Annotated in this window: 16 protein-coding genes; 7 read left to right on the top strand and 9 right to left on the bottom strand. The window is 71.2% G+C overall.

Going from position 1 to position 21,388, the window contains the following annotated elements; genetic code table 11:
- Positions 1 to 18 precede the first annotated feature (18 nt).
- The 6 genes from BN159_RS10585 to BN159_RS10560 all read right to left on the bottom strand — a co-directional run bounded on the left by BN159_RS10585 (position 19) and on the right by BN159_RS10560 (position 7,723).
- The gene (locus BN159_RS10585; RefSeq protein ID WP_015656951.1) at positions 19 to 852 is read right to left on the bottom strand and encodes a carbohydrate ABC transporter permease; all 834 of its coding nucleotides are present in this window, start codon (positions 850 to 852) and stop codon (positions 19 to 21) included.
- Positions 849 to 1,814, bottom strand: a complete 966-nt coding sequence (locus BN159_RS10580) for a carbohydrate ABC transporter permease (RefSeq protein ID WP_015656950.1) — start codon at positions 1,812 to 1,814, stop codon at positions 849 to 851. Before BN159_RS10580 ends, BN159_RS10585 begins: the two co-directional genes overlap by 4 nt.
- 23 nt (positions 1,815 to 1,837) lie before the next feature.
- A complete protein-coding gene (locus BN159_RS10575; protein ID WP_015656949.1) occupies positions 1,838 to 3,103 on the bottom strand; it encodes an ABC transporter substrate-binding protein in 1,266 nt (421 codons plus the stop codon).
- Positions 3,104 to 3,286: 183 nt separating this feature from the next.
- Positions 3,287 to 5,140, bottom strand: a complete 1,854-nt coding sequence (locus tag BN159_RS10570; protein ID WP_041819062.1) for a glycoside hydrolase — start codon at positions 5,138 to 5,140, stop codon at positions 3,287 to 3,289.
- A gap of 11 nt (positions 5,141 to 5,151) precedes the next feature.
- On the bottom strand, positions 5,152 to 6,381 hold the full coding sequence (locus tag BN159_RS10565) for an ROK family transcriptional regulator (RefSeq protein ID WP_015656947.1): 1,230 nt from the start codon (positions 6,379 to 6,381) through the stop codon (positions 5,152 to 5,154).
- Between the two features lie 91 nt (positions 6,382 to 6,472).
- A complete protein-coding gene (locus BN159_RS10560) occupies positions 6,473 to 7,723 on the bottom strand; it encodes an FAD-binding protein (RefSeq protein ID WP_015656946.1) in 1,251 nt (416 codons plus the stop codon).
- A gap of 138 nt (positions 7,724 to 7,861) precedes the next feature.
- On the opposite strand from BN159_RS10560, the gene BN159_RS10555 reads away from it, so the two are divergent.
- The 5 genes from BN159_RS10555 to BN159_RS10535 all read left to right on the top strand — a co-directional run bounded on the left by BN159_RS10555 (position 7,862) and on the right by BN159_RS10535 (position 14,114).
- A complete protein-coding gene (locus tag BN159_RS10555; protein ID WP_015656945.1) occupies positions 7,862 to 9,181 on the top strand; it encodes a radical SAM protein in 1,320 nt (439 codons plus the stop codon).
- 195 nt (positions 9,182 to 9,376) lie between these two features.
- Complete coding sequence (locus BN159_RS10550) at positions 9,377 to 10,861, top strand: cellulose-binding domain-containing protein (RefSeq protein WP_015656944.1); 1,485 nt, start codon at positions 9,377 to 9,379, stop codon at positions 10,859 to 10,861.
- Between the two features lie 217 nt (positions 10,862 to 11,078).
- Complete coding sequence (gene rsgA, locus BN159_RS10545) at positions 11,079 to 12,170, top strand: ribosome small subunit-dependent GTPase A (protein WP_015656943.1); 1,092 nt, start codon at positions 11,079 to 11,081, stop codon at positions 12,168 to 12,170.
- Between the two features lie 70 nt (positions 12,171 to 12,240).
- A complete protein-coding gene (locus BN159_RS10540; protein ID WP_015656942.1) occupies positions 12,241 to 13,623 on the top strand; it encodes a DNA-3-methyladenine glycosylase 2 family protein in 1,383 nt (460 codons plus the stop codon).
- Between the two features lie 5 nt (positions 13,624 to 13,628).
- Positions 13,629 to 14,114, top strand: a complete 486-nt coding sequence (locus tag BN159_RS10535) for a methylated-DNA--[protein]-cysteine S-methyltransferase (protein WP_015656941.1) — start codon at positions 13,629 to 13,631, stop codon at positions 14,112 to 14,114.
- Here BN159_RS10535 and BN159_RS10530 read toward each other — a convergent pair.
- From BN159_RS10530 to BN159_RS10520, 3 genes are all read right to left on the bottom strand, one after another.
- Positions 14,111 to 14,479, bottom strand: a complete 369-nt coding sequence (locus BN159_RS10530) for a PPOX class F420-dependent oxidoreductase (RefSeq protein ID WP_015656940.1) — start codon at positions 14,477 to 14,479, stop codon at positions 14,111 to 14,113. The two genes, BN159_RS10535 and BN159_RS10530, sit on opposite strands and share 4 nt — an antisense overlap.
- Positions 14,480 to 14,546: 67 nt before the next feature.
- Positions 14,547 to 15,029, bottom strand: a complete 483-nt coding sequence (locus BN159_RS10525; protein WP_015656939.1) for a DUF456 domain-containing protein — start codon at positions 15,027 to 15,029, stop codon at positions 14,547 to 14,549.
- Between the two features lie 36 nt (positions 15,030 to 15,065).
- Positions 15,066 to 16,052, bottom strand: coding sequence for a helix-turn-helix transcriptional regulator (locus BN159_RS10520; protein WP_015656938.1), 987 nt, complete (start codon positions 16,050 to 16,052; stop codon positions 15,066 to 15,068).
- Positions 16,053 to 16,248: 196 nt separating this feature from the next.
- On the opposite strand from BN159_RS10520, the gene BN159_RS10515 reads away from it, so the two are divergent.
- Both BN159_RS10515 and BN159_RS10510 read left to right on the top strand, forming a co-directional pair.
- Complete coding sequence (locus BN159_RS10515; RefSeq protein ID WP_015656937.1) at positions 16,249 to 19,941, top strand: S8 family serine peptidase; 3,693 nt, start codon at positions 16,249 to 16,251, stop codon at positions 19,939 to 19,941.
- A gap of 153 nt (positions 19,942 to 20,094) precedes the next feature.
- Positions 20,095 to 21,318: a PP2C family serine/threonine-protein phosphatase gene (locus BN159_RS10510; protein WP_015656936.1), complete on the top strand. Its 1,224-nt coding sequence runs from the start codon at positions 20,095 to 20,097 to the stop codon at positions 21,316 to 21,318.
- Positions 21,319 to 21,388: the final 70 nt, after the last annotated feature.

Here is a 21,388-nt window from a genome sequence, read left to right as displayed (position 1 = left end):
GTCTCGAAGGGCTGGGCGTCAGCCCTTGATGCCGGTCTGCGCGACGCCCTGCACCAGCCAGCGCTGGAGGAACAGGAACACGAACACCAGGGGCAGGATGGACACGGCGGTGGCCATGAAGATCAGATGGAAGTTGACGGTCTGGTTGGTCATGTACGAGGAGAGCGCCACCTGGACCGTCCACGCCTCCTGGTCCTGGCCGATGACCAGGGGCCACAGGAAGGCGTTCCAGCCGCTGATGAAGGTGATCGTCGCGATGGCAGCGAAGAAGTTCAGCGAGTTGGGCACCACGATCCGCCAGTACGCGCCCCAGTAGCCGAGCCCGTCCACGCGTGCCGCCTCCTCCAGCTCCTTGGGGAACCCCAGGAAGTACTGCCGGAACAGGAAGCAGGTGAAACCGGAGAACAGGCCCGGGATGACGAGTCCGCGCAGGGTGGAGACCCAGCCCAGCGAGGAGACCAGCACGAAGCTGGGCACGAAGGTGACCGCGGTCGGCACCATGAGGGTCACCAGGACGGCGTAGAAGATCTTGTTGGCGTGCCGGTAGGGGATCCGGGCCAGGCCGTACCCGGCCAGCGAGCACACCAGCAGGGTGCCGATGGTGTGCAGGACGCCGACGACCGCGGAGTTCCACAGCGACTGGCCGAAGGGCACGGTCGGGTCGTCGAAGAGCTCGGTGAAGTTGCCCCACTGGATGTCGGTGGGGAAGAACTTCCAGTTCTCGCCGGTGATCTCGGCGTCCGTGGACAGGGCGTTGCGGACGATCAGATAGAAGGGGACGAGGAAGAGGAAGGCGGCGAAGCCGGTGGCGAGGTACAGGCCGGTGCTGGTGGACGCTCGTCTGGTTTTCACTTGGTCTCCTCACCCCTTCCGAAGCCCATGAGCTTGCCCTGGACCAGGGTGACCACGCAGATCAGCAGGGTCAGGATCATCGCGCCCGCGCTGCCGGCGCCGTAGTCCTGGTTCTCGCCGAGAGCCGTGTAGTACAGCTCGACCAGGGGCGGGCGGCCCCAGGTGGTCTTGGCGAGCAGATTGAAGAACTCGTCGAAGGCCTGGTAGGCGGCGACGAGCAGGAGCAGGATCACGGCCGTCGAGGTGGCCCGCAGCTGGGGCAGGGTGACGTAACGGAAGGTCTGCCAGCCGGGCTTGGCGCCGTCGATGGCGGCGGCCTCGTACAGCTCCGGCGGGATGTTCTGGAGGGCCGCCAGGAAGAGGATCATGTAGAAGCCGGACTGGAGCCAGAGCCTTACGGTGACGATGACCAGCCAGTACCAGGGCGGGTTGGGGTCGGCGAGCCACGCGATGTTCTCCACGCCGAACCAGCTCAGCACGGTGTTGGCGAGGCCGAAGCGGACACCGCTGAAGACGGACATCTTCCAGATCAGCGAGGCGGCCACGAAGCTGACCGCCGTCGGCAGGAAGAACACCGACCGGAAGAACGCCTTCATGAAGCGGATCCGGTGCACCATCAGCGCCAGGCCGAGTGAGAGCGCCCAGGTGATGGGGACGACGATGGCGGCGAAGAGGGTGAAGGTGATGAGGGACTCGACGAACTTGTCGTTCGTCAGCATGTACGAGTAGTTCTCGAAGCCGATGAACTCGCTGGGCGTGACGGTGTAGCGCGCCTCGAAGAAGGAGAGGTAGGCGCTCCAGCCGATCGGGACATAGACGAAGATCACGAGCCCGATCAGGAACGGGCCGGTGAAGAGCCAGAAGTTGAGGGTGCGGCCACGGACCCCGCGCCGCCGCGGGACCGCGGGGGTCTCGTCGGCGGCGGGGCTCTTGGCGACACCGCGCGCGGTGGTCGTCGACATGACGTGGTGTTCTTTCCGCCGGCCTATCCGAACAGCTTCTTCAGCTCGCGGTTCACCGTCTTGTCGGCCTTGTCGAGCGCGGCCTCGGGGCTGCCGCCCTTGCGGACGGCATCGGCGATGACGCCCTCCAGGGCGACGATCATGGCCTGCGTCCAGGCCGGGTTGTCGAAGTGCCCGAACTCGTTGAAGAGCTTGACCCCTTCGGCGGCCAGGCCCGTCTTCAGCTTGTCGGCGGACTCGGCGAGCGAGGTGCGCGGCGGGATGTGGAAGCCGTAGGACAGCGCCCAGTCCTCCTGGTACTCCTTCTGGTCGAGCCACAGCCACTTGACGTACTCCTTCGCCTCGTCCAGGTGCTTGGACTTGGCGTTGACGAACATCGACCAGCCGCCGTTGGTGACGGCCTGCTTCCCGGCCGACGCCGAGGACGGGAAGGGGATGATGCCGACGTCGTCGCCGAGCGCCTTCTCGATCACCGGCATCGCCCACATGCCGCACCACTGGATGGCCACCAGGCCCTGGGTGATGGCGGAGGGGTCCCACCAGTCGGCGGGCGCGTCCAGGAGCATGTGGCCGTCCTTGAACATCGTCCGCAGCTTGCCGAGGCCGTCGGCGACGGCGTCCGTGTGGTACGCGATCTGGTTCTTGTCGTCGAGGGTGTCGGCGCCCGTCGACCAGATCAGTGGGTTCATCACCGGGGTGACGGAGTTGCCGAGGAAGACGCCCTTGACCTTGTCGGTGGTGAGCTTCGCGGCCGCCTCGACCAACTCGTCGAGCGTGGTGGGCGGTTCGACGCCCGCGTCGGCCAGCATCGACTTGCGGTAGTAGAAGAACTGCGGGTCGTCGATCATGCGGACGCCCCATATCTTCCCGTCGATGGTGTGCGAGGCGATGTCGGCCTGGTTGAAGTCGTCCTTGACCGGGTTGATCAGGTCGCTGAGATCGGCGACCTGGCCGCTGCGGACCAGCTGGATCTGCGGGTGGAACTCGAAGACGTCCGGCGCGTTGTCGGTGAGCAGGGCGGAGAACAGCTTGCTCTCGAAGTTGGTTCCGGTGATCCACTGCGTGGTCACGTTCGCCTTGTCGTAGGCCTTCGCGTACTTCTTGATCGCCTGCTCGGTGCCCGCCTCGCCGTAGGCGTGGAAGTACTGCGTCAGGCTGGTGCCCGAACCCGACCCGCCGCTACGGCCGTTGTTGGAGCCGCACGCGGCGAGGCCACCCGCGGCGGCCAGGCCCATGGCGGCGCGCAGAACGGTGCGGCGGTCCCAGTTGCTGTTGCTCATTGCCGACATCTGGACGTCCTTGTCTCTCGTGCTGCTGCTCTTGCGGTGCGGGACGTTAACCTTCGGCTAAGGCTTCGGCAAGGGGTTGGACGAAGTCTGTTCGAAGCGTTGTGAAGCGTTCGGAATTCCGGACGCGACGGAGTTGCGGGCCATCGCACCAGCGGCCCGCAACTCCCTTTCAGGCGTTACCGGTTACTGCCGGAACCAGGCTTGATTGGTCCCGCCGTTGCAGGTCCACAGACCCACCTTGCTGCCGTCCGCGGTGGCCTGTCCGCCGACGTCGAGACACTGGCCCGAAGCCTCGCTGACGATCTGCCCGTTGGCGTTCAGCAGCCAGCGCTGGGCGGCGTCACCGGTGAAGTCGGCACTCGTGGTCAGCCCCGAACTCCCGGCCGTCAGATAGCCGTTGGAGCCCTTCAACGCGCCCCTCCGGTCGTACGACCACTCATGCCCGCTGCCGCTGTCACAGGTGCTGATCGTCACCGCCGCCGTCAGACACTTCCCGGACTGCTTGCCCTGCCAGGCACCGGTGACGGCCGAACTGCCCCCGCCCTTCTGGTCGAGGACGTACGTCGTGATGGACCGCGCCGGCAGCGAGGCCGACACCGTGCCACCGCTCACCGAGGGCTTGGCGACGCGCGCCCAGTCCTCCGTGGCCGAGGTCCGCACGGCCTGCGAAGCCCGTAGCGGTGTCCTGCTGTTGAAGTGCAGGTCCAGCGAAGTGTCGGTCGTGTTGTGGTTGTTGACCACTACGACCCACTTGCCCTTCCGGTCGTAGGCGCTGACCTCGACACCCTCCGGGACCCCGGTCACGTTGTGCGCGACCGAGCCCGGCTTGACGAACTTGCTGTACTGGCCGAGCGCGTAGTACCGCTTCGTGAAGTACAGGGTCTGGTTGCCGTTGGCGGCATAGTCGGGGTCGTAGTAGATCAGGCCGTCGTTCCAGCCCGAGTCGTTCTTGGCGTACGGGTCGGTGCCGATCATCTCGGAGAGGGCCACCCACCAGTGGAACGCGGAGTCATGGGCGACCGCGAAGTCCTTGTGGATGATCCGGGACAGGTTCAGACCGCCGTCGATGCTCGGGTCGTACTCCTGCGCCCAGCCCGTACCGCCCTTGCCGAAGCAGCAGATCTCCGTCGACCAGGACTCGATGCCGACCTTCTTCGCGGTCTCGTAGACCTTTGCCCGGTTGGCGTCACTGGGGTTGTCGTAGGTGTGGTGGGCGAGCTTGTCGACGTACTGGGCGGTGCCCGGCTGGGTGATCCACTGCGGGACCTCGTCGTTGAACTTCACCGTGCTGGTGGACTCGTCGGCGATGATGCCGGTCCGCTGCCCGCGCGCCTCCTGCTCGGCGCCGAGCGCCCGCACGATGTCGTCGCGCTGGGAGACCTCGACGAGCATGCCCTCCTGGCCGCAGGAGTCGAAGCTGTTGGTGGGCTCGTTGAAGGGGCTGATCCAGTCGAACCGCTGGCCGAGCCCGGCGAAGTGGTCGGTGACATCAGCGACGTACTTGGCGAAGTCCTGCTCGTTCTCCGCCTTCAGATAGCCGCCGCAGCTCTTGCCGTTGGTCTTCCACTCGGCCGGGGCGCTGTTGACGAAGGCGACCAGGTCCTCGACGCCGTACTTGGCGGCGTAGGCGAGGAAGGTGCGGCCGCCCTTGTCCTTGGACCAGTCATAACTGCCGTCGTCGTTACGGAAGTCCTCCGGGGCCCGGGACGGGGTGGTGACCGCCGTGCCGCCACCGCCGATGTTGTAGCGGTAGTTGCTGAGGTCCAGGCCCTCGGCGGAGAACAGCAGCTTGGCCACCCTGGCCTGGACCTTGGGGTCGAAGTTCTTCAGGTCGTTGACCCACCAGGCGCCGGAGGCACCGATGTTGTCGATGGTCTGGGCCGCGTACGGGGAGACCTCGGCCGCCATGGAGGTTGCGGCCGAAGTGGTGGGGGCGGATACAGCGTTGGGGGCGGATATCAGCGGACCGGCGACAGCGAATGCGGCTGCTGCTGCCATGAGGGCCGGTCTGCTGCGGTGGGGGTGAGTCACGTGCATCCCTTCCGTCGTCATGAAGGTGGTGCGGTACGGCTCCTCTTGGGCTGCCTCTGCCCGACGGACTGCAACGCCCCTTCCAGCGCGAACGTCGCCGCGCCCAGGCACACCGGGTCGGTGGGGATCGGGGAGAGGACGATCTCGGTGGCGGCCATCGGCCGCGGCAGCGCGTGCCGGGCGACGGCCTCGCGGACCTCGGCGACCAGCGGCTCGCCGAGGGCGGTCGCGACCCAGCTGCTGAGCACGACCACTTCCGGGTTGAACAGATTGACCAGGTCGGCGATGCCTGCGCCCAGATAACGGACGGTGTCGCGGACCGCCTTGAGCGCCACCGGATCGCCCGCCTCGACACCCCGGGCCAGCGCGGCGATGGTGGCCGTCTGGTCCTCCGGATGCAGCAGCGCGCTGTCGGCGCTCAGCTCCCGCAGCGTCAGCATGATCCCGGAGGCCCCGACGTACGCCTCCACACAGCCGTGCTTGCCGCAGCGGCACAGCCGCCCGTCCAGCACGATCGTGGTGTGGCCCCACTCGCCGGCGCTGTTGCTGACCCCCCGGTGCAGCGCCCCGCCGAGGACGAGCCCGGCGCCCACGCCCGTCCCGAGGTTGATCACCACGGCGTCCCCGCGCCCGCGCGCGGCCCCGAACCAGAGCTCGGCGACCGCGGAGGCGCGCAGCGGGTTGTCCAGGTACAGGGGGTAGGCGATGTGCTCGGTGAGCAGATCGAGCAGCGGCACCTCGTGCCAGTCCCAGTTGGGCGCGTACTCGGAAATGCCGGTGGCGCGGTCCACCTGCCCCGGCACGCTCACCCCGACGCCGAGCACCCGGGAGCCCTCGACCCCGGCCTGCGCGACCACCGAGCCGACGGCGGAGGCGACATGGGCGACCACCTGCTCCGGCAGGCTCTCGCCGGGGCGGACGTCCTCCTCGGCGCGGGCCAGGACGTTCAGCGCGAGGTCGAACAGCTCGACATGGACGTAGGTCTCCGCGATGTCGACGCCGATCAACGCGCCCCCCGACGCGTTGACCGCGACCAGGCCGCGGGGGCGCCCGCCCGCGGAGTCCTCGAAGCCGACCTCGGTGATCATCCGCAGGTCGAGCAGTTCCCCGACGAGCGTGGCGACCGTGGCGAGGCTCAGCCCCGTGGCGGCCGCCAGCTCCTGCCGGGAGGTCGGTGACGCGGCGATGATCTGGCGCAGCACCTCGTAGCGGTTCGCGGTGCGGATGTCACGTGAGGTGCGCTTCATGAGGTGCCGTCCGTCCCTTCTCGCGGGCCGGGTCGACATCAGCACCGGCGCGGCGCAAGGCTATGGCCTGCGGGGGACTTTCGACAAGGGGTTAGGAAAGGGGGTGGAGAAAGTCGCGTACGAACGTGTTGGTGAACTTGCCCGCCGGGTCCAGCGCCCCCACCAGCTCCCTGAAGTCCCCGAGTCGCGGATACCGGGCCCGCAGCACTTCGCCCGGCATGGTGAACACCTTCCCCCAGTGCGGCCGCGCGTCCATCCCCTCCAGCGCCTCCTCGACCCGCCGCACCACGGGAAGCACGGCCGCCGCGTCCTCGACCCAGGTGAAGTGCAGCGCCACCGTCTCACGCCCGTACGACGGAGACATCCACTGCTCATCGGCGGCCACCGTCCGCACCTCGCAGGTCTGGAGCACCGGCGCCACCACCGTACGGATCGCGTCCAGCGCCCGCAGCGCGTCCATGGCGTACGGCCGGGGCAGCAGGTACTCGGACTGGAGCTCGGCGCCGCTGCTCGGGGTGAACTCGGCGCGGAAGTGCGGCAGGCGCTCGTGCCAGGGACCCGGCACCCCGAACTGCTCGGTGCAGTTGACCGCGGGCATGCCCGGCACCGGGTGCAGCTTCTCGGTCGCGGGCGAGGCCCACGGGAAGTCGGCGAGCGGCTGGTCGGTACGCCGCTTCAGCCACACTTGCCTGAAGCCCGGCGCCGCCCAGTCGGTGAACAGGCTGACGCTGTACGCGGCCCTGGCGACCGTCTCGAACTCCAGCCGTTCCAGCGGCAGTTCGGTGAACACGTGCTGCTCCACCTCGAAGGCGAGCTCCAGGTCCAGGGTGAGCGTGGTGACGACGCCGAGTGCGCCGAGGGAGGTGACGGCACCGCCGAAGCGGGCGTCCTCGCGTCCGATGCGTACCGTCTCGCCGTCCGCCGTGACCAGCTCCACCTCCCGCACGGGCGCGGCGAGCGAGCCGTTGGCCACCCCCGAGCCGTGGGTGCCGGTGGCGACGGACCCGGCCACCGAGATGTGCGGCAGGGACGCCATGTTCGGCAGCGCGAGCCCGTGCTCGTGCACCACTCGGGCCAGCTCGGCGTACCGCACCCCGCCGCCGACCCGCACGGTCCGGGCCACCGAGTCCACCTCGATCTCGGTCGGCAGCCCGGCCAGCGAGAGCAGCACCCCGTCCGCGCCCGGCTCGGCGATCTCGTTGAACGAGTGCCCACTACCCAGCACCCGCACCCGACCGCTCCCGGCCACCAGCGCCCGCAGCGCATCGAGCGAGTGCGGCCGGTGCAGCTCCTTGGTGGCGTAGGTGATGTTGCCCGCCCAGTTGGTGACCTTGTCCGTCATACGTAGTCCCTCCCGGAGAGTGCTTCCGGAGAGACCTTCTCATTCCCGCCGGGCGGCACGAGGGGACCCGGTACGCCGGACGGGCACGCGGGGGCATACCGTGAGGAGTCGAACGCCTGAGCCGGGAGGAGACACGGGATGGGCAGCCGTACCGCGCTGGTCGAGGATCTGATGGAGCGGTTTCCGCATGTGCCGCGGGAGGCCGTCTTCAAGGAGGACCTGCTCCGCGGCGGTGTCGCCTTCGACGCGTCCGCGCTGAGCGACAACGAGTCCGGCGAGGTCAAGCCGAAGTCGTACTTCATCTTCTCCTTCGACCACGGCACCCTGCCCGAGCTGGGCGAGGCCGCCCTCAGAAGGCCGCCCGAGGAGATCATCCTCACCGGCGGCCCGTACGACCTGCGGCGGACCGTGGTGTCCGTGCGGGTCAATCCGTCGTCGCCGTATCGCGTCGCCGCCGACGGGGACGGCATGCTCGGGCTGTACCTCGACGGCAAGCGGATCTCGGACGTCGGGGTGCCGCCGATGCCGGAGTACTACCGGCACAAGCTCTCCAACGGGAAGTCCGTGATGGAGGTCGCCCCGACCATCCAGTGGGGCTATCTGATCTACCTCACCGTCTTCCGGGTCTGCCAGTACTTCGGCGCCAAGGAGGAGTGCCAGTACTGCGACATCAACCACAACTGGCGCCAGCACAAGGCGGCCGGGCGGCCGTACACCGGGGTCAAGGACGTGGAGGAGGTGCTGGAGGCGCTGGAGATCATCGACCGGTACGACACCGCCAAGGCGTCCACCGCGTACACGCTGACCGGCGGCGCGATCACGTCGCAGGTGGGCGGTCGCGACGAGGCCGACTTCTACGGGCGGTACGCCAAGGCCATCGAGGAGCGGTTCCCGGGGCGGTGGATCGGCAAGGTCGTCGCCCAGGCGCTGCCGCGTGACGATGTCCAGCGGTTCAAGGACTACGGCGTGCAGATCTACCACCCCAACTACGAGGTGTGGGACGAGTACCTGTTCAAGATGTACTGCCCGGGCAAGGAGCGGTACGTCGGGCGGGACGAGTGGCACCGGCGGATCCTGGACTCGGCGGAGATCTTCGGCGCGCGCAATGTGATCCCCAACTTCGTGGCGGGCGTGGAGATGGCCGAGCCCTTCGGGTTCAAGACCGTCGACGAGGCGATCGCCTCGACCACCGAGGGCCTTCGGTTCTTCATGTCCCAGGGCATCACGCCCCGCTTCACCACCTGGTGCCCGGAGCCGACGACGCCGCTCGGCAAGGCCAACCCGCAGGGCGCCCCGCTGGAGTACCACATCCGGCTGCTCCAGGCCTATCGCCAGACCATGGAGGAGTTCGGGCTCTCCTCGCCTCCCGGCTACGGCCCGCCCGGACCCGGTCGCGCGGTCTTCTCGGTCAGCTCCTTCATGGATAGTCTGCCCGCCGCAGAGCCGACCCCCGTGTGACGAGAGTTGAGCAGGGGGCGCCCGGGATCCGTACAACTCCTTGGAGTGGAGGGCTCGGCCGGGCGCCCGTGACATTTGAATAGCGCGCTTGTCAGTTGTGTCGAATACGTGAAAGGGTCGTGCTCTGCCGCGAGGTTCCCCCCAACTCCATTGCCAATATGGCGAGTTGACCTCGCTCGTGGATGCAGGAGACCTATGCCCGACCTGCCGACCCCCCAGGACGCCACCGAGGCCGCGCTGTTCTCCGAGTGCTGGGACGCCGTGCTCTCGTACGCCGACCTGTGCACGGCCGGCTCCACCGCGGCCAACGAACTGGCCGCGGAGGCGTTCTCGGCCGGTATGCGCGAGGTCCGCGCCGCCGAGTCGCACGGCACCCGCTACGCCGGCCGCCGCTCACCCCGACTGCCCCGGATACCGCTGCTGCTGACCGCCGTACGCACCACGGCGGCCGACTGGGAGGTCTCGGGACGGGGCAACCGGCTCGACCCCGAACTCCGGCTGTGGCTCAACTCCACCAAGGCCGCCCGCTACACCGGACCCCCGCAGGGCCGCCCGCTCGCCCTGCGCGGTCTGCGCGACATGCAGCAGCCGGACGCCGAACTGCTGTGGCTGGCCGAGGTGGAGGCCCTGCCGCTGTCCGTGGTGGCCCGCCGCCTCGGCCTCGACCCCGCCACCCTCTCCGACGAACTCGCCCAGGTGCGCGGCCTGTTCCGGGACCGCTGCCACCGCAACCACCTGGACGCGCCGAAGGACCCGCAGTGCCGGGGCTACGTCCGGCTGCTCGACGCGGTGACCCGCTCACCCATCGCCGAGACCCCGGACGACCTCTCCCGCCACCTCGCCACCTGCGTGGACTGCTCCGAGGCCGCCGCCTGTCTGCGGCTGCACGGCCTCGGACTGCCCGCCGCCCTGGCCGGCGGGGTCATCGGCTGGGGCGGCCTCGCCTACCTGGAGCGCCGCCGCCGGGCCGCCGAGGTCCGCCTCGGCGCCGGACGCCCCGACACCCCGGCCCTGGACGCCGCCGATCCCGCCGCGCAGAAGGCGAAGGCGGTGCGCGGCGGGCTGCTGGTCGCGGCCGTCCTGGTGTCCGCTCTCGCCCTCGCGGTGTCGATGATGCCGTTCGGCGGCTCGGGCTCCGGACCCGGGAGCGACGCGGCCGGGGACCCCGGGGACCGCCAGCCGGTGGCCGACAACCCCGGCGCGTCCTTCGAGCCCTCCGCGGAGGACACGGAGACCGGGGCGAGTGACTCCCCGTCGCCCTCCGCCGACGCCACCAGGTCCGCCCCGGCGAGCGAGGACCCCGACCCCGAACCCCAGGGCACCTCCACCACCACGGCGGGCGCGCACCCCGAGACGAGCGCCCCGCCCGACTGCCGGGTCAGCTACGACCTGGTCAACCAGTGGCCCGACGGTTTCCAGGCCACCGTCACCGTCACCACCGAACGGCCTCTGGACACCTGGCGCGTGGCCTGGTCCTTCCGCGACGGCCAGCACGTCGGCCAGATGTGGGACGCGAGCTTCGGCCAGAACGGCTCCCGGGTCACCGCGACCGCCGCGGACTACAACAAGACGGTCCCCGCCGACGGCACCCTGAGCTTCGGCTTCATCGCCTCCTGGCAGGGCAAGAACTCCCCGGCGCACTCCTTCGAGTTGAACGGCCGGGAGTGCGGCACGGCCTGAGCCGGGAAAATGCGTTGACGCGCCGCCGCACGGCCGGGCTACAGTGGCGGCGCATCACACCGATGCGAGAAGGACGAGCGCGAACGAGGAGGTGTCGACCGATGGCTGTCATTGCGATGGGCGCTGCCCGCATCCAGGAATCCATCAAGTCCACCTCCGTGGCCACCGGCTGAACCACACCCGCCGCCGGGGCCCGCCCTTGTGAAGGGTCACCTCGTTGACTTCCACCTCTGTTTTCTCCGCGTTGGCTCCCTACGGCTGGGACGCCGACTGGGCCGACGCGTTCACCCCGTACGACACCGAAGGGCTGCTGCCCGGACGGGTCGTCCGGGTCGACCGCGGGCAGTGCGACGTCATCACCGCCGACGGAGTCCTGCGCGCCGACACCGCCTTCGTCACGCCGCACGATCCGATGCGGGTCGTGTGCACCGGCGACTGGGTCGCCGTCGAACCCGGGGGCAACCCGCGCTACGTACGGACGTATCTGCCGCGCCGTACCGCCTTCGTGCGCTCCACCTCCTCCCAGCGGTCCGAGGGGCAGATCCTCGCGGCCAACGTCGATCACGCCGTCGTCGCGGTGTCGCTCGCCGTCGAGCTGGACCTCGGGCGCATCGAACGGTTCCTCGCGCTGGCCTGGGAATCGGGCGCGCAGCCCGTGGTCGTGCTGACCAAGGCGGACCTCGTGCCGGACGCCGTGACGCTCTCCCATCTCGTCGAGGACGTCGAGACGACCGCGCCCGGGGTGCCGGTGCTGACCGTCAGCGCCCATCTCGACGAGGGGCTCGACGTTCTCACCGCCGTCGTCGGCGGCGGTACGTCCGTGCTGCTCGGGCAGTCCGGCGCGGGCAAGTCGACGCTGGCGAACGCGCTGCTCGGGGCGGACGTCATGGACGTCCAGGCCACCCGGGACGTCGACGGCAAGGGACGGCACACCACGACCACGCGGAACCTGCTGGCGCTGCCGGGCGGCGGGGTGCTGATCGACACCCCGGGGCTGCGCGGCGTCGGGCTGTGGGACGCCGAGTCCGGGGTCGGGCAGGTCTTCGCCGAGATCGAGGAGCTGGCCGGGCAGTGCCGGTTCCACGACTGCGCCCACGAGAGCGAGCCGGGGTGCGCGGTCCTCGCCGCCATCGACTCCGGTGAGCTGCCCGAGCGACGGCTCGACAGCTATCGCAAGCTGATCCGCGAGAACCAGCGCATCGTCGCCAAGACGGACGCCCGGCTGCGCGCCGAGATCCGCCGGGACTGGAAGCGCAAGCACGCGGAGGGCCGGGCGGCCATGGAGGTGAAGCGCAACGGGCGGCTGTGAGGCCGACGGCACCGTGGTGTCCGAATCCCGCCAGCGCCGGTCCCGGTCATCGCCGAGACTGGAACGCGTGATGGACGAAGACACCAGGTACGAGGCGGTGCGCAGCCGGGATGCGCGGTTCGACGGCGAGTTCTTCTTCGCCGTCGAGACCACCGGCATCTACTGCCGCCCGAGCTGCCCCGCCGTCACCCCCAAGCGCCGTAACGTCCGCTTCTTCGCGACCGCCGCCGCCGCGCAGGGCTCGGGTTTCCGGGCCTGCCGGCGGTGTCGCCCGGACGCCGCGCCCGGCTCGGCCGAGTGGAACGTCCGCGCGGACGTCGTGGGCCGGGCCATGCGGCTGATCGGCGACGGCGTCGTCGACCGCGAGGGCGTGGCCGGTCTCGCCGGACGGCTCGGCTACAGCCCCCGCCAGGTACAGCGCCAGCTGACCGGCGAGCTGGGCGCCGGACCCGTCGCGCTGGCCCGCGCCCAGCGCGCCCACACCGCGCGCGTCCTGCTCCAGACCACCGACCTGCCGATCACCGAGATCGCGTTCGCCGCCGGATTCGCCAGCGTCAGACAGTTCAACGACACCATCCGGACCGTCTACGCCCGCACCCCCAGCGAGCTGCGCCGGACCGCCGCCCGAGCCTCCCGCCGACCCGCCACCCCGACCGCCGGCATCCCGCTGCGGCTCGCCCACCGCGGCCCCTACCGCTCCGGCGCCGTCTTCGACCTGCTCCAGGCCGAAGCGGTACCCGGCGTGGAGGACGTCAGCGGCACCCCGGGCCGCCGCACCTACCGCCGCACCCTGCGCCTGCCGCACGGCACCGGCATCGTCGCCCTGGACGAACGCCCCGGGGGCACCGGCCACGGCACCCACCCCGGCGGCTGGCTCGACGCCCACCTCCACCTCACCGACCCCCGCGACCTCACCACCGCCGTCCAGCGCCTGCGCCGCCTGTTCGACCTGGACGCCGACCCCTACGCCATCGACGAGCGGCTCGGCGCCGACGCCCGGCTCGCCCCGCTGGTCGCCGCCCGCCCCGGACTCCGCTCACCCGGCGCCGCCGACCCCGAGGAACTCGCCGTACGGGCGCTGGTAGGGCCGGCCGGTGCCGAGCGGCTGGTGCGGGCCTACGGGAAGGCGCTGGACGCGCCCTGCGGCAACCTCACCCACCTCTTCCCGGAACCCGCCGTCCTCGCCGAGGCCGAGCCGCACGGCACCCTGGGCGCGCTCACCGCCGCCCTCGCCGACGGCGCCGTACGCCTGGACGCGGGTGCCGACCGGGACGACACCGAGGCGGCACTGCTCGCCCTGCCCGGCCTCGACCCCCGTACCGTCGCCGTCGTGCGCACCCGCGCCCTCGGCGACCCGGACGTCGCCCCGCCCGGGGTCGACGTCCCCGACAGCTGGCGCCCCTGGCGCTCGTACGCCGTACAACACCTGTGCGCAGCAGGGGAGTTGGAGTAACCGTCATGACCACGCAATGGACGCGCCTCGACAGCCCCGTCGGCCCGCTCCTGCTCACCGCCGACCCGGAGACCGGCGCGCTGACCTCGCTGTCCGTGCCGGACCAGAAGGGCGGCCGCACGGTCCAGGAGGGCTGGCTGCACGACCCGGGCGCCTTCCGGGACGCCGAGGAGCAGCTCGCCGCCTACTTCGCGGGGGAGCTGAAGGAGTTCCGGCTACCGCTGCGCGCCGAGGGCACCGACTTCCGCCGGAAGGTGTGGGCCGCGCTCGACACCGTGCCCTACGGCGCCACCACCACCTACGGCGAGATCGCCGCGCGGATCGGCGCCTCCCGCGCCGCCGTCCGGGCCGTCGGCGGCGCGATCGGCGCCAACCCGCTGCTGATCGTCCGCCCCTGCCACCGGGTGATCGGCGCGGACGGCTCCCTGACCGGGTACGCGGGCGGCCTGGAGCGGAAGACGGCCCTGCTCACGCTAGAACACGCGATCTAGTCGTCGAGGCCCCAGCTGTGGATCCGCCGCGGATGGATGCGGATCACCTCCTCGCTGAAGTGCGGGCCCAACTCGTGCGGGCCGATGAGCAGCTCCGCCTCGCCGCGGATGTCGACACCGCGCACCTTCCAGGGCCGCAGGCTGACGACATCGTCGACGACCAGGCCGACCTTCGGGTTCTTCTGTAGGTTGCGCCACTTCTTGGTGCGGCCCATCGCCAGGCCGCCGACCAGGATCGTTCCGTCGTCCTGCGGGAAGAACCCGACCGGGTTCGCCTGCGGCTGGCCGTGCGGGTCGACGGTGGCCAGACGCCCCAGCCGCTGCGATGCGAGATAGGCCCGCTCGGCCTCGCTGAATTCGGTCATACGGCCACCCAAACACGGCCGCCCCACCCCGCACATCGGACCGGAGCCCTGGTCCCGTGGCCCTACGTCACCCCCAGAGCACCACACCCAGCCACGCCCCCGTGATCAGCAGACAGGTGAACAGCTCCGCCAGCACGCTCCAGCCGCCCGAGCGCATCGCCGTGCGCAGGGCGGCCCTCGCCTCCGCGTGGCGGCCGAGGCGCAGGCGTTCCTCCAGGTAGATGCCGCCCAGGAAGCCGGGGATCGCGCCGAGCACGGGGATCAGGAAGAAGCCGAGGAAGGCGCCCGCCCCCGCGTACACGGCCATCCGGCGGGTGGCGCCGCTCTCGCGCAGCCGCCTGGGCGGCAGGGCCCAGCGGACCACCTGGGAGAGGAACAGCGCGACGGTCGCCGCGCACAGCAGGACCCACGCCTCCGGCCGCGGATCCTTCAGCGCCCACCACATGACCGCCGCCCACACCAGCCACGACCCCGGCACACCCGGCACGAGCACTCCGCACAGGCCGAACAGGATGACCATGCCGACCAGCAGGAGATCCCACACGCCCATGTGACCAGCGTGCCGGAGCCCCGGGACACCCGCAGGTCAGCGGTCCCGGGCCACCCAGCCCCGCTCGTAGGCGTGCCAGCCGAGCTGGAGCCGGGTCGTCACCCCGGTCAGCTCCATGAGCCGCTTGACCCGGCGCTGCACGGTCCTCAGGCCCAGATCGAGCTGCTTGGCCACGCTCGCGTCGGTCAGCCCGGCCAGCAGCAGCGAGAGCACCTCCAGATCGGTGGCGTCCGGCCCGTCCGGTTCCTGCTCGGTCACGCCGCCCGACGTCCCGAGCCGCAGCGGCAGCGCGTCCCGCCACACCGACTCGAACAGCCCCGAGAGCAGCTCCAGCAGCCCGCTGGCGTGCACCACCAGCGCCGCGGGCTCCGAGGCGTGCGAGGTGAGCGGCACCAGGGCGAGCGTGCCGTCGGCGACCACCAATTTGGTCGGCACCTCGTCCACCACCCGCACCTGCTCGGCCCGGCCGAGCGCGGCCGCCAGCTCGGTGATGCCGTGCGGCAGCGCGAACACCGAACGCTCCACGACCACCCGGTAGCGCACTCCGCGGTCGGCGGCCCGCTCCTCGGCCTCGTTCTCCATCCCCGACACCACCACCGGGTTGCCGGTCACCAGCGCGCACACCTCATGGCTCGCCCCGAGCTGGATCTGGAGGAACCGTCGGGCGACCGCGTCCGCGCCGGTCACCACCTCCACCAGATCGTGCACGGCGGCCTCGGCGGCGCCCGCCCGGTACTCCTCGGCGAGCAGCGCGGCCGCCAGCTCCGCCTGCTCCAGCTCGTGCCGCTGCTGGGTGAGCAGTGCCCCGAGAGCGACTCCGGGCGGCGCCGCGACCCAGCGCCCCGGGCGGGCCGAGGACTGCGCGGCCAGACCGTGCCGCTCCAGCAGACGCAGGGCGCGCTCGGTGTCCCGCTCGCCGAGGGTCAGCCGCCGCGCGAGCTCGGAGACGTCCGCCGCGCCCACCGACACCAGCGCCCGGTACGCCGACTCGTGCCTCTCGTCCAGCCCTATCGCTGCCAGCATCGCTCTCCCCGAGGGTCCATGGCGGGAAACGGCCACGGCGCAAAGCCGCCTCGGCACATCATCGCCGTACCGCCCGCCGCTCTGCCAAGGTGACGCCACCGCAGCATCAACCACCGCCCGTATTGCCCGCCTTGGGCTTCTTGGCCTGCGCGTTTCGCGTCCGCCGGGCAGACGGCAGCACCGGAAGAAGGCGACCTTGGGGAGAGCGATATCGAGGACGGCCCTCGGCGCGGCGACCGCCGCCGTCCTGGCCGTCACGGCAGCCGTACCCACGCAAGCGTCCGACGGCGGGCCGAGAGCGCTGACCGGCAGCCCGGCCGCCACCGGCGCCGGTTCCGTCGTCACTCTCGTCACCGGCGACCGGGTCCTCGTCACGAAGGACGGGGCAGTCGCTCTGCCCGGTGACGACGGCCGGACCCCCTTCACCCAGACCCGCCGCTCCGGCGACGACCTGTACGTCTACCCCGAGAGCGCGGTCGAGGCGCTCGCCGCGGGCCGGGTCGACGAGGAACTGTTCAATGTCACCGGGCTGGTCCGGCAGGGCTACGACGACGCCCACCGCGACACGCTCCCGCTGATCGCGACCTACGGCACCGACGCCGTCCCGCGTGCCCTGCCGCGCGGCGCCGAACGTGGGCTCACTCTCGACGCCATCGACGGCGTCGCCCTGGAGGCGGACAAGGAGCAGGCGGCCGGGTTCTGGTCCGAGGTCACCAAGTCCCGCGGCCCGGTACGGAAGTTGTGGCTCGACGCCAAGGTCGAGGCCACGCTGGACCGTTCGACCCGGCAGGTGAACGCTCCCGAGGCCTGGGCCGCCGGTTACGACGGCAAGGGAACCAAGGTTGCCGTCCTGGACACCGGCGTCGACGCCGAACACCCCGACCTCAAGGGCCGGATCGCCGCCTCGAAGAACTTCACCGACTCCCAGGACGCGAGCGACCGCGACGGCCACGGCACCCACACCACCTCCACCGTCGGCGGCTCCGGCTCCGCGAGCGACGGGAAGAAGAAGGGCGTCGCGCCCGGCGCGGAGCTGCTCAACGGCAAGGTCCTCAATGACTACGGCTACGGCGAGACCTCCTGGATCATCGCCGGAATGCAGTGGGCGGTCGACGAGGGCGCCGACGTCGTCTCCATGAGCCTCGGCAACCCCGCCCGCACCGACTGCTCCGACCCGATGGCGCTGGCCGCCGAGGAGCTGGCCCGCACCAGCGAGAACACCCTGTTCGTCATCGCAGCGGGCAACACCGGACCCGGCAACAACACGGTCTCGTCGCCCGGTTGCGCCCCCGGCGTGCTCACCGTCGGCGCCGTCGACCGCGACGACTCCACGGCCTCCTTCTCCAGCCGCGGCCCGGTGTACGGCGCGCACACCCTCAAGCCCGAGATCACCGCCCCGGGCGTCGGCATCTCCGCGGCCAACGCGGGCGGCCGGGGCGTGTACGCCTACCAGTCCATGAGCGGTACGTCGATGGCGACCCCGCATGTCGCGGGTGCCGCCGCCATCGTCAGCCAACGGCACCCCGACTGGTCCGCCCAGCGCGTCAAGGCGGCCCTCGTCTCCTCCGCCGAGACCGGCATCCCCGGCGACGTCCGCGCCACCGGCGGCGGACGCCTGGACGTCCGGGCGGCCGTCGAGCAGACGGTGCTCGGCGCGCCCGCCGTGCAGGGCGGCACCTTCGACTGGCCGCAGCACCCGAGCGACCGCACCACGGTGACCGTGCCCTACACCAACACCTCCGACGAGCCGGTGAAGTTGAGGCTCTCGGTGGCCGGGGTCACCGGCAACGACGGTTCCGCTGTCCGCGCACGGATCGCCCGGCTCACCGACCGCACGGTCACCGTCCCGGCCGGCGGCACCGCCGAGGTCCCGCTGACGCTCGACCCGACGGCCACCCTGACCCGGGCCCAGTACGGCGACATCACCGGACGCGTGCTGGCCACGGCCGACGGCGTCACCGTCTCGACGCCCTTCGCGCTGTACGTCCAGCCCGAGACGGTCACCCTGCGGGTGAAACTCCTCGACCGGCTCGGCAAGCCCGCCGACGGCTCCTCCTCGGTCGACCTGATCGGCACCGACGACGCGAGCGGGGAGCGCCGGTTCAACGAGGGCGCCACGGACCAGACGTACGCCGTCCGGCCGGGCAGCTACTTCCTCTCCTCCTTCATCACCACCCCACAGGCCGAGGGGACGCTCGTGGACTCCCTGGCCTATCTGGCCCGCCCGCAGCTGGAGATCCGCGGTGACACCACCGTCGTCCTCGACGCCCGGGAGGCCCACCGGCTGGAGATCGACACCGACCGGCCGGCCGAAGTCCGAAGCGCCACCCTCGGGTTCGCCCGGAGCTGGGACGACACCTGGCTGCACGCGGGCACCGCGGCGGGCGGCCGGACCCTCGGCGGCTACTACGCCTCGGTCACCGGTCTGGCCCGCGACGGCGACTTCGAGTTCGACAGCTTCTGGCGCGCCGCGGCCCCGCAGATCTCCGAACTCGCGGTCGTCGGCGGCCCGTCGCTCCACCCGACCACGGGCCACCTCGGCTCGGCCAACCTCGACGGCGCCGGGCAGGCGGACCTGTACGACGCCAAGTCCGGTACCGCCCAGGAGCTTTCGGGGGCGAAGGGGAGGATCGCGCTGGTGCGGCTGCCGGACGGGGACAGCGCCGGGACGGTCGCGACGCGCGCGCAGGCCGCGGGCGCCGTGGCGCTGATCGTGCACCGCGACGCACCCGGCCGCTGGTACCCGTCCGTCGGCTTCGCCGGTGGCCCTCTGCCCGTGCTCGCCGTACCTGCCGACGAGGCGGCGGCCCTGCTCGCCGCCGGGGACGTGACCCTGCGCTGGAAGGCCATTGCCAAGAGCCCCTACGTCTACAACCTCGCCTTCCCGGAGTCCGGCCCGGTCCGGTCCGAGCGCACCTATCGCGTGCGGGACTCGGACCTGGCGGCGACCAGGGCGACGTACCGCTCGATGGCGGGCACCGGAACCGACCACATCGACATGGAGTCGATGACCCGGCCGGGCGGACTGTCCGCCTACTTCGGCCAGTTGGAGACCGTCCCCGCGCCCTTCACCCGCACCGAGTACCACAGCACGGGCGACACCGCCTGGCGGCAGGACGTCTCCAGCAGTTTCCCGTGGGGCGAGTTCATGGTCGACCCGGCGCGGACCTACGCCGAGGGTGAGCACGGCACCGAGGAGTGGTACGGCGGGGTCGTCACCCCGGTCACCCCGCTCGACGACAGCGGGCGCGCGGCGCTCGCCGCGGAACGGCAGGGCGACCTGATCGGCGTCGCGCCCGGCTTCTGGGGCGACGGCCAACACCAGGGCCTCCAGGGCAGTTTCGGCGACATCGGCGGCATGGTCCTGAAGCGGAACGGCGAGATGATCGGCGAAAGCCCGTACCCGTTCGGGGTGTTCACCGTCCCGGCGGAGGACTCGGCCTACGAACTGACCCTGAACACGGCGAAGTTCGGTCAGCCGGCGCGCGTCTGGAAGCGCTCGACGTCCACGACGACCACCTGGTCCTTCCGTTCCGCGCTCGACGAGGACGTGTCCTCGCAGGGCATCCCGCTGCTCTTTCCGCGCTACGACCTGCCCGAGGACGGACTGAAGGCGCTGCCCGCCGAGGACGGACAGCGCATCGCCCTCACGGCGACCGGGCACGCGGGCTATCAGCCCGGTGAGCTCACCGAGGTGCGGCTCTCGTACTCGTACGACGAGGGCGAGACCTGGACCGAGGCGCGTACCGTCCGGCGCGACGGGACGTGGGAGGCGGTCGTCGACCACGGCGGGGCGACGGGGAAGCCGGTCACGCTGAGGACCGAGCTGACCGACGCCAAGGGCAACTCCGTCAGCCAGACCGTCCAGCGCGCCTACGACGTGCGCTGACCGGTCACCAGGACGTCGCCGGGCGGTCCTCCCGTGGGGGGCGGGACCGTCCGGCGGCTCACTTCTCCCCTATTTCGCAACCCTGTTCGCCCCCTCACCCGATTTTCGGGTTGCCCCGTTTTCATCCGGCCCTGCCGGTGGACAATTAGGGGCATGAGCCAGCAGGGGGGAAGGCCCACCGGTAGGGACGACGACTGGTGGACGCAGTTGTACGACGACTCCAGGGAGGACACGGGCCCCACGGCGGCCCCGGACTCCCTGGACGACAGGTTCGCCTCGGCGGAGTCCGCTGTTTCCGCGGGCAGTCGTGCCGCTGGGGCGGCACCCGTCCCAAAGCAAGGCGGCACCCCGGCGGCGCGGGCAAGCGATCCCGCCCCCACGCAGATCCCGACTCCGCGCACCGAGCAACCGTCCTCCATCGACTACGTAGGCTCGGGTCCCCCCACCTATGCAGCCGAACCCACAGCCCTACCTCCCGCGGACCCCGACGACCTGGACGACCTGGTAGCCGACACGGTCCTGGACGGCGCCCACTACGGCGCCTGCACTCTCCGCGCCGCCTCCGTCCGAGGGGACTCCGCCCGCTACCGCGGTGAACCCCGCCGGGACTCCCTCCTCACGGCCCGGTTCGGCTCCGGAGACACCGCGCTCGTGCTCGTCGCCATGGCCACCGGCGCCCGCGCCACCCCGGGCGCCCACCGCGCCTCCGCCGAGGCCTGTTTCTGGATCGGCAGGGCCGTCGGACGCAGTCACGCCCGGCTCGCCGAGGACCTGCGCGCCGCCCGCCGCGGCGACCTCAAGTCCGGCCTGCACCGCCTCACCGACCGCAGCCTCGGCAAACTCCGCGCCAGCGCCGCCGAACAGGGCATCGACCCGGAGGAGTACGCGGCCACCCTGCGCTGTCTCCTCCTCCCCGCCGACCCCGACTGCCGCACCCGCGTCTTCTTCGGCATCGGTGAGGGCGGCCTGTTCCGCCTCCGGGACGGCGAGTGGCAGGACATCGAACCCCGGGTCACGGACGCCGTCGGCGAGGCCGTCGTGGGCTTCGGCTCGCTGCCGTCCGAGACACCGGAGGGCGACCGCCTCACCATGGACCTGGGCATCCCCACACCCCCGAGCCCCTACGAGGTCGCCCCCGAACCACCCCGGGAACCCTTCCGCTTCCGCGCCTCGGTGGCCCGTCCGGGTGACACGCTGCTGATGTGCACCGGCGGCCTCGCCGAACCCCTGCGCGGCGAGGCGGAACTCGCCCACCACCTCACCGGCCGCTGGTCCGGCCCCACCCCGCCCGGCCTCGCCGCCTTCCTCGCCGACACCCAGGTCCGGGTCAAGGGCTACGCCGACGACCGTACGGCCGCCGCCGTCTGGGAGAGCTGACCGAGCGAAGCACGCGGCCCTGTGCCTCCAATGGAACCCAGAGGGAGCGAAGGCGACCCGAGGCGACCGA

Origin of the sequence: Streptomyces davaonensis JCM 4913, assembly GCF_000349325.1 — a bacterium.
Lineage (GTDB): Bacteria > Actinomycetota > Actinomycetes > Streptomycetales > Streptomycetaceae > Streptomyces > Streptomyces davaonensis.
This window is presented reverse-complemented; position numbering and strand designations above follow the sequence as displayed.

Excerpts from the sequence above, each read along its gene's own strand:
- BN159_RS10555 (WP_015656945.1), top strand. The coding sequence starts at position 7,862 with ATGGGCAGCCGTACCGCGCTGGTCGAGGATCTGATGGAGCGGTTTCCG.
- BN159_RS10560 (WP_015656946.1), bottom strand. The coding sequence starts at position 7,723 with ATGACGGACAAGGTCACCAACTGGGCGGGCAACATCACCTACGCCACC.
- BN159_RS10565 (WP_015656947.1), bottom strand. The coding sequence starts at position 6,381 with ATGAAGCGCACCTCACGTGACATCCGCACCGCGAACCGCTACGAGGTG.
- BN159_RS10525 (WP_015656939.1), bottom strand. The coding sequence starts at position 15,029 with ATGGGCGTGTGGGATCTCCTGCTGGTCGGCATGGTCATCCTGTTCGGC.
- BN159_RS10540 (WP_015656942.1), top strand. The coding sequence starts at position 12,241 with ATGGACGAAGACACCAGGTACGAGGCGGTGCGCAGCCGGGATGCGCGG.
- BN159_RS10520 (WP_015656938.1), bottom strand. The coding sequence starts at position 16,052 with ATGCTGGCAGCGATAGGGCTGGACGAGAGGCACGAGTCGGCGTACCGG.
- BN159_RS10530 (WP_015656940.1), bottom strand. The coding sequence starts at position 14,479 with ATGACCGAATTCAGCGAGGCCGAGCGGGCCTATCTCGCATCGCAGCGG.
- BN159_RS10550 (WP_015656944.1), top strand. The coding sequence starts at position 9,377 with ATGCCCGACCTGCCGACCCCCCAGGACGCCACCGAGGCCGCGCTGTTC.
- BN159_RS10580 (WP_015656950.1), bottom strand. The coding sequence starts at position 1,814 with ATGTCGACGACCACCGCGCGCGGTGTCGCCAAGAGCCCCGCCGCCGAC.
- BN159_RS10510 (WP_015656936.1), top strand. The coding sequence starts at position 20,095 with ATGAGCCAGCAGGGGGGAAGGCCCACCGGTAGGGACGACGACTGGTGG.
- BN159_RS10535 (WP_015656941.1), top strand. The coding sequence starts at position 13,629 with ATGACCACGCAATGGACGCGCCTCGACAGCCCCGTCGGCCCGCTCCTG.
- BN159_RS10575 (WP_015656949.1), bottom strand. The coding sequence starts at position 3,103 with ATGTCGGCAATGAGCAACAGCAACTGGGACCGCCGCACCGTTCTGCGC.
- BN159_RS10570 (WP_041819062.1), bottom strand. The coding sequence starts at position 5,140 with ATGCACGTGACTCACCCCCACCGCAGCAGACCGGCCCTCATGGCAGCA.